Below are 11,561 nucleotides of genomic sequence, written 5' to 3'. Positions count from 1 at the left end.
CGCTCTACTGTCTGTTCTCAATGGTCCAAGCTAACCAAAAGTATGATTACACATACTGCGGACTCGTAGTCCCATAAGATCCAAAGATCTTATAACTTGAGTATATACCGCACTAATCTTTTTTTAAACCGGACTTTAGTGAGGTCTATTAAGCATACGCAAAAATCCATTAATTGCTGACTATACTTACCTAAGCCACAATTCCCGTTGCCAATTCTCATGACTAATTGTGGGCTATTTAATTCTTCAATTAAACTCTTGACTAATCGTAGGAGATCCAGAGTGAGACAAAAGGCGGTTAACTTCCAGAGTACAACCGAATTATCCCAATATTCAAGCCCAGAATATTTGGATAATTCGGTTGTACGGCAGGAAGTTGCCTTTTATCTCACGTTTTTGCTCGGTAATAATCGTGATTACACAAAAGGGGGCTGGAACAAAAGTAATTTTGTCCCAACCCCCTTTTGAACCTAATTTGTTAAGCTTCACTTTTTCGCGGAACAAAATAAAACTTTCTTCTAATCATTATCAATTATCCAGAATAATTAAATTCCGTGGCGCAGTTGTCAGTCGCTGATTACCATCCTTTGTTACCAACAAATCATCCTCAATGCGAACACCGCCAAGCCCTGGCAAATAAACACCCGGTTCAGCCGTCATGACATTATTTTCAACCGAAATGTTAGATTGCCAACGGGGGCCAAAATTGGGACCTTCATGAATATCAAGACCAATCCCATGACCACTACCGTGATTATAGTAATCACCCAACCCCTGACTGGTAATATAATCACGCCCAGCTGCATCAACCTGCTGACCATTAGCACCGGGATAAATAGCGTCAAACATCCGTTTCTGTGCTTCATGAACTACCTGATAGACTCGCCGCAGTTTCTCACCTGGATCACCTAATGCAAACGTTCGGGTAATATCTGATGTATACCCATCAACATAATAGCCAAAATCAACCGTTACCATATCGGAAAGTGCCAATTGCTTATTAGATGCCGCCCCATGAGGCAGCGCAGACCGGTATCCACTGGCAACGATGGTATCAAAACTTGACTTCTCAGCACCATGATCCAGCATCCAATTGTTTAACCAATTAGAAACCTGACGCTCGGTCTGGCCAATTTCAATAAATTTAATTAGTTGATTGAACCCTTCGCTTGCAAGTGCGGTTGATTTTCGTAGTGCTGCAATCTCCTGCTGATCTTTGACTTCACGCTGCTTCTCAACAAGATTATCTTCTGGAACCAACTGGTCACCAAATAAATTCCTTAACGTTTGAAACAGCTGAAAACTAATGGAAGTTTCAAAGCCGATCTTTTTGGCCTGATGATCATCCAAGGCGTCCTTTGCGATTTTATAATAATCGCGGGTGATTTTTAGCGAAATTGATTTAGGCAACCTGGCCTCAAGTTCCTCTTGATAACGGGCATCTGTGACTAAAGTCAAAGAATCGGGTGTAACTGCCAGACAACCATCGCCTGCTAAACCATCAAATTGAACAAAATATTTTAAGCTAAACGGGTTTGTAATCATGAAACCGTCCAAGCCCAGTTGCTTAATGGTAGATTGAAACTTTTTGATTCGCTGATTCATATTAATCACTCTCCTGCTTCATCAAAAATAACGATCCAGTATCACAATATCGTTAAAGATAATGTTTGAAAATGCCATTCATGTGTCGCTCATTCAAACACGTAGTCTTCTTTATCGACCAATAATCCAACAAATGTCATAACGAGTGTTGCAGCTAACAGAAATAGCAGCACAATCACCCAATTGGTAGTTAGACCATGCAGCCAACCACAAATCATTGGACCCGTTGCCGCCAAAATGTAACCAAATGACTGCCCCATTCCCGAAACGGATGCCGTTTCTCCTGGCGTTCGCGTTTTGAGTGAAAATAACGTCATAGCAACACTGAACGCCATGTTAGTCGAAAATCCCAGTGAGACACATGCCAAAATTGCAAACCAAAAACTGATATGAATGACAAATAAACTTGCCAACCCAACAATAAACAGACCAGTAATTGTCCAAATCATTGGCGCTTGTTTGGTTAGACTGGAAATAATTCGTGGCACAACAAACGCAATTGGCAAAGCCACCAGCTGAAGTAATCCCAGCAAATAGCCGGCTGTGTTTTGTTTGATACCAGACGCCATCAAAATTGGCGGCAGCCAAGTTAAAATTGAATAGAATAATAATGATTGGATTCCCATGAAACCACCTAACGCCCATGCCAACGGCCGCTTCCAAGCCGAAACTTCAGTCGTTAATTTTTTTTGAGCATCAGTTTTTGACCGCCGTTGGTCTGGTCTTTCTCGCTGAAGCAATAATGCAAAAATAATTGCGATAACTGGGATAATTGAGATAAGCTGCATCATTCTTTGCCATGTAATCCATTGACTGATAACTGAACTAAACCCAGCCGAAATGGAGCTGGATAATGAAATTGCGAAGACATACATGCCAGTGTAAGTACCAATCTTCATTGGAAACAAATAAGAAACCAAAGTTGGCGCCAGCACATTTAACATTGCAATTCCGCTACCAACACAGATCGTTCCAATTAATAAACTCGGAAACGAATACACCCGCACAAAGTTTCCAATTGTGAGCAGCAGTAAGTCCGCCACTGTCACCGTTAAAATGCCAAACCGTTTAATTAAATAGGTTACTGTTGGTGATAGTAACGCAAAGCAAATCAGCGGAATGGTTGTCAAACTGCCTAAAAACCATTCCGGCATCCTAAACGAACTTTGAATGTTAGATAAAATAGGCGGAACAGCAGTAATTGCCGTCCGCAAATTTGCGCCAACCAAAAAAATTAAAAGTGCAGCCAGCCAAACCTTTTCGGTACGTGACTGCGGTGTTTCTTGCCTCATCTTTTCTCCCTCAACTTACTATCAAATTAATAAATCTATTCCAAATTTTTCTCTAATATCCTCATTTTACGACCAAATTGATCATTAGCGGTATCAATCTGCTGATACCCAATCTTTTCGTAAAGACCAACATGTGGCGTCACAATATACGCCTCATGAAAACCAATTCGAACAATCTGTTCTTCAGCCATCTTAACAAGTTTTTGGCTGAGATGTTGGCCCCGATATGCTTCACTAACAAACACAAACCCAACAAATGGTGACAGACCCGTTCCTTCAACAATATCTTCTTTCACGACTGCGCAAAAGCCAACCAACTTGCCCTGATCCGTCATGATAATGACACGTTCCCAATCGGTAAAACGATGTGCCAACATTTGAGCTGCCAGAAACTGACCACCCTTCCAGGATACCCTTTTAATTTGTTTGGCAAAATGATCCCATAAATCATCAGACTGATCTAATACAAAACTTTTCATTATGGCCTCCCCGCAATTCTCGTATTAGGTTAATTATAATCCGATTCAAAGATTAATGAAAATAGCACAAAAAAGAAGGCCTTTTTAACCAACCCTTTAAGTGGATTAATTCAGATTGCCTTCAGTTTAAGTTGTTAATCAATCATATCGATTAGGAAAACGCAGCTTGGCATTTCTTTTGCGATGACCGACATCTATAATGAGAACTAAAAGTTAAAAAGAGGTATTCTCAGATGAAAAAAATTGCTGTCTATTGTGGCGCATCAACAGGGCATAACCCTATCTACAGAAGAGCCGCCACTCAATTAGCCGACTGGTTGGTCAGCCATAATGTTGAACTGGTCTATGGTGGCGGTGGTGTTGGCCTAATGGGCGTCATTTCCAAACGGATGCTGTCAAGGGGTGGAAAAGTTCATGGTGTCATGCCTAAAGAACTGGTTGAACGGGGCGCCGAATTGGTTGAACTGGCCAGGCTTTCAGATCTTACCGTTGTTAAAAACATGTCTGCCCGGAAAGAAGAAATGATGTCATTATCAGACGGCTGTATTGCACTGCCGGGCGGTCCGGGGACTCTGGAAGAAATGGCCCAGGCGTTTTCTTGGTCATTAATTGGAGATAATAATAATCCATGTGCCTTCTATAATGTCAATCATTATTACGACCCATTGGCAACAATGTTCGATCAGATGACCATCAATGGCTTTTTATCAAAAGCCGATCGGAATAAATTGCTCTTTTCTGATTCATTAGATGAAATTCATCAATTTATGGCAAATTACGTGCCGCCTAAAATTCGTAAATACTAGCGGGTTGGCACCATCTTTTTGATGATGACAAAATAATCAAACAGGGCTAATAAAACAATGCATACAACTAACAAACCGATAATAATACCTTCACTGTTTATTAATCCAGCCTGAAACATACCGGACGGCATATCGATGATGGCATGAAAAACGATTGCTAGCGAATATAACCATTTTTTACCGACATAATTAACAGCTGCCCAAACCACAATCGATAATCCAATTTGAATAATGAAGGCACCCACTCGTTCAACGAGCGAATTTGCAACGGTCGTCCCGGCATTGTCAACGATTGAACGGATCGTTGCACTCGGCAATTTTGATAAGATGGCCGTGTTATGTGCGTTAACGGCAGCACCCATCATAAACATGTTCAACATTCCCATCGCACCTAGCATAATCATTTCGGTTCCACCATGACCAATCCCATAGGCAATTGCCGTTTGAAAACCGGAAACTCTTTTTTTCAGATACCGGAAACCAATATAACGGCCGGTTTCTTCAAAAATACCAGCTGCAAAAGCACCGTATAGCGCATAAATATAGGGATGATCATTAGCTAATGCAATTGATCCATTTGCTGCGGGATGCAGAACAATTGCGTGCAAAATGGGTTCCAAAATAAGACTGGCAACAATAAAGACCGCTACCCCAGTCCAAACGGGTAACGAGGTCACCTTAAGCTTGGAGCGTTTTTTGTACACCCAATAAGTAATAAATGGAATTAATAATAAGATAAGCCCAACCACAACTATCAGGCCAAAAGAACTGCTTGGCACAACTGACTTAGAAACCGACATAAGAAACACCTCCACTTTTTCTTATACAACCATTAATTATAATCCATATGGAATAGAATACTACCCAAAGCTCAAAACGTAAATGATGTGATCTAATATTCTTAAAGGCAAAACAAAGAACGGCCTGGGAAACACCTCACCTGACATGATTTAGATAACCAAAGAAAAATGCGTTAATCCAAACCAATTTTTGGTTGCTGGATTGACGCATTTTCTTAAATGATAAATTTTTATTTTTTGGATTAACGGTCCACCTTTATGCCGACAAACTAATAATCAAGCGATCGTGTCAATCGCATCCAACGTGTATTTACCGGCAATAACCGTGACTTGAACGTGGTGTTTGCCAACGCTAAGTCCGGTGATGATTGTGTTCTCTGACCGTTCACCGCCCTTTTGTGGCTGGTAGTTCCAATGGAGGATAGTGCCATCAACCACCACTTGTAGGTGGCTCACACTTTCCTGAGTTCCAATTAATGAAAAACCAGTGCCAGTAAAGTCAAAAGCGACTGCCGTTGAGTTATCCACTGCCGGTTGACCATAGGATAATGTTCGATTCCATTTCGTATTTCCTAATCCGCAAACATGTTCCCAGTTTCCAGTATAAACCACCCCATCATCTAAATTATCGAACCGGCGTGAAATAAGTGGCCCATTTTGATGAATTTTTCGAACAGAAATTTGGTTGATTTGTGTATGATAATAACCACTACCCAACTTCACTCGACCACTAAAGTGTGGGTTATCGGTATCCACATAGTTAAAGACTATTTTCCCGTCAACACTTGCCTTAAGCTGATTACCATCATCCAAAAAGCTGACATGATGATTCTGACTAACATCCAAGCTGTCAACGTATCCCAACTCAACAATCCGATCATCTTTAATCAACTGACAAGAACCATTGGTAAAAAGCTTGAATACATATGGCGCACTTTCAAGCCGCCCCTTAACATCCGTCATTTCATTCAACCCAATTCCGAAATAGTTTCCAGTAGGTGAATTCTGCAACGTTTGATCATCAAACTTCATCGAAACATCAACGACATAGTCCGTCCACTTATCATCACCAAACGTTAAATTGGGGGCAAATGAGTATTCCCAATCAAGCGCCCGCTGCTTTTCAGTGATTTGCTGACCCATAACATTCTTACCGTTACGGTTAACAACCTCAAATGCACCGCCTTGATCAGCCGTATACCTTGGGGTGCCACCACGTGATTTCAAATAATTCTTTGGATAATCTTGATATTGAAAGTCATCTTCATAAAGAATGCCCTGATCATTATTAATCCCTAACGTGTAATCATCGTGAGTACTCTGTAAACGATGGTAAACAACTTCATCGTCATGGGTTAACTCAAGGGTAGTTGCTGTGACAATCGAGTGCGGATTGACGGTGATTTTAGCTCGGCCATCAATCGGAGTAATGGTTTCGCGAATCTGTTTTATTTGACTATCATATGGATCTGCTGCATCCTTGGGCCCAACACTCTGCCAAACAGTCAATTTTTGGTTTAACTGTCGACCAACATTCTTAATTTGAATGCGGTATGTCCTTGGCTCGCCACTATCATTTACCATGATAACTGAATAATTCGATTTATCAGGAGCCATTAATGTCATATAGCTGGGGGCTGCTGTCCGATGATCCAAATTTTCGGTTCCACCAACACCACTATCACAAGCACTGGTTAAATACCGCCAAGCATTCTCATCATCCCAACCTGCTTTGGCAAAGTCACTGAAATGTTTCATACACTGTAAACCAATATTATCAACCGCAAAGTACCCCGACCATGGTCTGCTGGCAGCAATTAATTCCTTATGACTGTAATTAACTCCTGGATAATAAGCTGAAACTGCCGGTTGAAAAATGTATAAGCTCCGCCGCGATTCAACGTAACTTTTAATTAGCCGATTAGCAACGTCCAACCCACTCTGGACACCGCCAATGCCATCACCATTGCTGGCCTTAACCCGGTATTTGCCAAAAGTCATTGGGGAAATCCCCTCACTATACCAAACTTCGTGATTAAAATAATCGGCTAATTTAGTGAATGGCTTATGGCGACCATCATTGGTATTGTAATGGAAACCTACCGCTGGCACTTTAATCCGGAGATCCTTATCAGCGATCATACTGTCGCCAAAATCAGTTTCATAATTTTCGTCTGCCGCAATCAGCTTAATCCGCTGATAAGCATCAATCGGAAATCCAGACGGAAACTCCGATTGGTCATTTGCAATCCGGTTTGCGAACCATTTAATCCATTTTGTCATGGGATGCTTTGTTTCATTTCGATCCGGATCAACGTAATCAATCAAATAACCATATTCTTGATAAGCAGCAATGATCGTTTTTTTATACCATTGATACATTGGCTCATAAGCTTGGTCATCAACTTGGTTATTCGGATCAGTCGTTTTAACATTAAACCATCTTTTTCGCAAGAAGCCCGGTTCACCCCAACGCAGGACACAAGTTTTTAACTCAGGTTGAATCGCCTTTGCGTCGGCAATTAATTGAAACCCAGCACCACGCCTTACGTTGGCCTGATCGTCAGCACTCCGCATTGTGGCAGGCTCAGTTCCTGATGACGTGTTTGCATCATCACCCATTTCAACTTTTAACATTCTCATTAGTGGATGTTTCCCACCAAACAGAATTTGCAAAATTTGATGATAACTATCTTGGTGTTCCCATTTATAATCTAACAATAGTCTTGATGAATTATTACAGCTAAGATAACCAAAGCCCTTAAACGTATTTGCGTTAAGGGCATTAGTATCGAGTTGGTTACCATCAATCACGAAATTTGTTTCGTTCATTGTGAAATCCCCTCTATTAATAGTGATTACTTATCAGCTTTCCAATCAAGTGGCAGCTTATTCCAACGCTTACGTAAATAAAATGCCGCTGCTTTTGGTTGACGGTCACGGGTAAAGATTCCCTTTTTATTACCGTTTACCCGCATGTTTCCTTCAACAGTTTGAAAGTCCGCCAAATTCCAAGGTTGTTCGCCCCGGATGAAATCATACGAATCAAAGACCCGATCAAACATTTCCAATAACTCAATTTGATACTCCTCACTCCACATAATTGAAGGTAACTTATGCAGACCGGGTTCAGTATCAGCACCGTATTCCGAGAAAACAATCGGCTTATCAATATCCGATTTTTTCCATTCGTCAAGTTCAGCTCGTAAACCGGCCTCACCATCTGAAATCTCATATCCCCATTTATGATACCAGCCTGGGTAGCGGTTTAGGAGATAAAAATCTGGGAACCTTAAGCACTTTGATACGTCAATCGTGTCATCTTCATTTAAGGTAAATGTCCTTGGTCGCTTCTCGGGATCGAGATTGGCACTGTCCTTAAACAATTTTTCGAAATATGGTACAGCAGACTTCTTCGATGTATCAGGCTCATTGAGTAAACTCCATGCCAACACGCTAGGATGATTTTTATCTCGTTTAATTAAATCAGTAACCTGATCGATATGCTTCTTATATAAGTCATGAATCCAATCACCATCGAAGAATGACTGATCTAAACCACCCAAGAAACTAGCCGCTGCCATTTTAAATCCAACAGCCGGCACTTCATCGATAACCAGAATGCCTTCACGATCCGCAAACTTATAAACTTGTTCGTCATATGGGTAATGAGAACTTCTAAATGAATTTGCACCAATCCACTTCATCAAATTAACATCGCGACGCTCCACATTCATGTCAAAGCCACGACCGGCATATATACTGTCTTCGTGACGACCAAAGCCCCGCAAATAAACTGACTTATGGTTAACCAAAATTTGGTGACCTTTAATTTCAATAGTTCGCAAACCAATCTGATCCCCATATTCATCAACCGGTTTCCCGTTGTCAATGAGCTCGAATCTGATGGTATAAAGATAAGCATCCCGAACATTCCACAGGGTAGGATTCTTTACGGTCAAATCGCCATCCTTACCAGTACTGGTTGCCACGACGTTGCCGTTTTCATCAGTCAAGCTGACCTTAAAATCACCATCGGTATCAGCATTCACTGAATAATGAACGATTGCTTCATGATCACTTATTTCATAAGTCGTTGAATAATCATAAATCCCATTCTTAGGCACAGCCAACAGATGAACACTCCGATTTAAACCAGAGTAATTATAAAAATCAAAGAATGGTTTAGCCATCTTTTTACCATTTTTTAACGTTGCCGTATCACCGGCAGGGAGTGCATCCCGGTGAAGCTCATTATTAATCTTCACCGAAACAATATTCTTTTCACCAAACTTCACAGTATTGGTCACTTCGGCTGTAAACGGTAAGAACCCGCCTTCATGGCTGCGAATTTCTTGACCGTTAACGTACACAACTGCACGATGGGTTGCAGCACCAAAACGAATTTGAATTTCCTGGCCTTCATAGTATTTAGGAACAAAGAATTCTTTAGAATACCAAAAATCACCGGTATATTCACGAGCATCTTTATCTGTAAAGAAATCATTAAAACTGGCAGGAACCGGCATTTTGATCCCATTGTTGAATCCCTTCTGCCAACCTTGAGATTCCCCCTCGGCAGCCGGATCAAATTTGAAGTTCCACAAACCATCTAGTTTCTGGTCAGAACGATATTGGTTAATGATTGGGTATAGTAGACCTTTTTCCATTATAGATGAATCCTCCTTTAACACGTATTTTCTAATTACTTTTCAATTACGTAAACGCTTTCTTTTCTTAACTCTAATTTTACTATATCACATAAAATAATCAATAGTTTTAGTAAAATATATTTTGGGAAATTCTATTCAAAGCACGATTTTTTCCAACTTACTCCTCTACGATATCAGTTGATATCATCAAGATATCACACTATAATTGGTATTATAGTTTTATTTAATTTACTAAAATCAATAAATTGATCAACGGTTTTACTTTTTAGTTTTAAATTAAGCGTAAATCAATCATTTATCAGACTAATTAAGGAGATGCAAATAATGACTAAGGATTCATTAACAACTTCTTGCTATTTGTTTGTTTACTTTGCAGGCGAGAAATACGATGATGGTGAAAACATCTATATGGCTGTCAGTCAAGATGGCTTGAATTGGCAAGACCTCAATCACAATCGACCAATTCTTCAATCCAGCCTGGGGACAACTGGTATTCGAGATCCATTTATCATTGCTGATCCGCAAAATAAAAAATACTATATTTTAGCAACTGACCTCAAAGTACATGGGAATAACGATTGGCTTGGGGCTCAACAAGCTGGTAGCACATCGTTATTAATCTGGTCATCCACAAACTTAATTGATTGGCGCGCTCCCCAACTTGTTAAAGTGGCACCTGATGATTTTGGCTGTGTTTGGGCACCTGAAGCAATCTATGACCCGGTCAATCACACATTCTTAGTTTACTGGGCATCCAAAACCGCTGCTGATCATTATGAAAAGCAACGTATCTATTACGCCAACACTACTGATTTTCGTTATTTTAGTACACCCAAAGTCTATATCGATCGCCCATACAGTGCCATTGATACTACGATCATCAAAAATGATGAGCGCTACTTTCGCTTTACAAAGAACGAAACCAAGAAATTTATTGTCGAAGATCAACTTGATTCGTTAAATGGCCAATCCAAGGCTATTAATTCTCCAAGTCTGGTTAGCAACCAAGGTGTCGAGGGTCCTACTTGTTATCAATTAACCGATAAAAATAAATGGATTCTATTAGTTGATAACTATGCCCAAGGCGGTTACTATCCATTAGAAACATCAGACTTATCAAGTGGTCAATTTACCAAAGTACCTTCCGATAAGTATCAAATGCCAAGTCGGGCAAGGCATGGAACGGTTATTTCAATCAGTCAAAACGAAGCTAACCGACTTCTATCAGACAATGATACTCATTAATCGTAGGAAAAGAGAGTGGGACGAAAGGCGGTTACGCGGCAGGAAGTTGCCTTTTGGCGCACGTTTTTACTCGGTAATAATCGTGATTACACAAAACGGGACTGGGACAAAATTACTTTTGTCCCAGTCCCGTTTGTATTGCTATTTATTTCTTATCCCGCTTAATATGTGCACTTGGTTCTTTTGATAGCATCTTTGAAAACACATCCGTCAGAGTTTCACTCTGGTCTTCAAATTTCTTGTTCAAAATTAATTGCCGAAACTCTTCAATTGAAAGGTGTTCAACATCTTTAAATGGTAACGGTGAGTTGACATCAGACGATTGATTTAACCCGGTTTTTAAGGTAACCACCAGTCCCTCTTTGCTATCAAGCGTTACGGTATAATATTCATAATAACTAGGCGTTTCATAATTTCCCGTCAGTTCATGATGCTGTTGAAAATATCCAGTAATAAAATTCGCAAACTTTTCTTTTGATTGAAGGGAGTCCTTCCAATCAGATTTATCTGCAGCCATTCATTATTCCTTCTTTCGTCACAATTCGATCATCAGCAATAAGTCCATAGAACTAATCAAGCTCAGTTATCTAACCCGTTTAATCATTGCAATGGCAATACCACCGACAATCTCCATTCCAATTGCGAAGATAAAGATTGCATG

9 protein-coding genes are annotated in these 11,561 nt (G+C 40.4%); 2 read left to right on the top strand and 7 right to left on the bottom strand.

Annotation, left to right across the window (positions count from 1 at the left end; all coding sequences use genetic code 11):
- Window positions 1-528: 528 nt before the first annotated feature.
- The 3 genes from FC85_RS08320 to FC85_RS08310 all read right to left on the bottom strand — a co-directional run bounded on the left by FC85_RS08320 (window position 529) and on the right by FC85_RS08310 (window position 3,376).
- On the bottom strand, window positions 529-1,605 hold the full coding sequence (locus tag FC85_RS08320) for a M24 family metallopeptidase (protein WP_083485059.1): 1,077 nt from the start codon (window positions 1,603-1,605) through the stop codon (window positions 529-531).
- An 89-nt stretch (window positions 1,606-1,694) separates the two neighbouring features.
- A complete protein-coding gene (locus tag FC85_RS08315; RefSeq protein ID WP_083485057.1) occupies window positions 1,695-2,897 on the bottom strand; it encodes an MFS transporter in 1,203 nt (400 codons plus the stop codon).
- A gap of 35 nt (window positions 2,898-2,932) precedes the next feature.
- Entirely contained in the window at window positions 2,933-3,376 is a 444-nt protein-coding gene (locus FC85_RS08310) for a GNAT family N-acetyltransferase (RefSeq protein WP_057865071.1), read from the bottom strand.
- Window positions 3,377-3,609: 233 nt separating this feature from the next.
- Here FC85_RS08310 and FC85_RS08305 point away from each other — a divergent pair, with 233 nt between their 5' ends.
- On the top strand, window positions 3,610-4,182 hold the full coding sequence (locus FC85_RS08305) for an LOG family protein (RefSeq protein WP_057865070.1): 573 nt from the start codon (window positions 3,610-3,612) through the stop codon (window positions 4,180-4,182).
- On the opposite strand, the gene FC85_RS08300 is transcribed toward FC85_RS08305, so the two are convergent.
- The 3 genes from FC85_RS08300 to uidA all read right to left on the bottom strand — a co-directional run bounded on the left by FC85_RS08300 (window position 4,179) and on the right by uidA (window position 9,652).
- Entirely contained in the window at window positions 4,179-4,982 is an 804-nt protein-coding gene (locus FC85_RS08300; protein WP_057865069.1) for a YhfC family intramembrane metalloprotease, read from the bottom strand. The two genes, FC85_RS08305 and FC85_RS08300, sit on opposite strands and share 4 nt — an antisense overlap.
- A 276-nt stretch (window positions 4,983-5,258) precedes the next feature.
- Complete coding sequence (locus tag FC85_RS08295) at window positions 5,259-7,814, bottom strand: glycosyl hydrolase (RefSeq protein ID WP_057865068.1); 2,556 nt, start codon at window positions 7,812-7,814, stop codon at window positions 5,259-5,261.
- A gap of 26 nt (window positions 7,815-7,840) precedes the next feature.
- A complete protein-coding gene (gene uidA, locus FC85_RS08290) occupies window positions 7,841-9,652 on the bottom strand; it encodes a beta-glucuronidase (protein WP_057865067.1) in 1,812 nt (603 codons plus the stop codon).
- Between the two features lie 327 nt (window positions 9,653-9,979).
- Here uidA and FC85_RS08285 point away from each other — a divergent pair, with 327 nt between their 5' ends.
- On the top strand, window positions 9,980-10,900 hold the full coding sequence (locus FC85_RS08285; protein ID WP_057865066.1) for a glycoside hydrolase family 43 protein: 921 nt from the start codon (window positions 9,980-9,982) through the stop codon (window positions 10,898-10,900).
- 145 nt (window positions 10,901-11,045) lie between these two features.
- On the opposite strand, the gene FC85_RS08280 is transcribed toward FC85_RS08285, so the two are convergent.
- The gene (locus FC85_RS08280) at window positions 11,046-11,417 is read right to left on the bottom strand and encodes a hypothetical protein (RefSeq protein WP_057865065.1); all 372 of its coding nucleotides are present in this window, start codon (window positions 11,415-11,417) and stop codon (window positions 11,046-11,048) included.
- Between the last annotated feature and the right edge of the window lie 144 nt (window positions 11,418-11,561).

It is taken from the genome of Lentilactobacillus diolivorans DSM 14421 (assembly GCF_001434255.1).
Lineage (GTDB): Bacteria > Bacillota > Bacilli > Lactobacillales > Lactobacillaceae > Lentilactobacillus > Lentilactobacillus diolivorans.
Note: the sequence above shows the minus strand (reverse complement) of the source record. Positions and strands in the feature narration are given on the sequence as shown.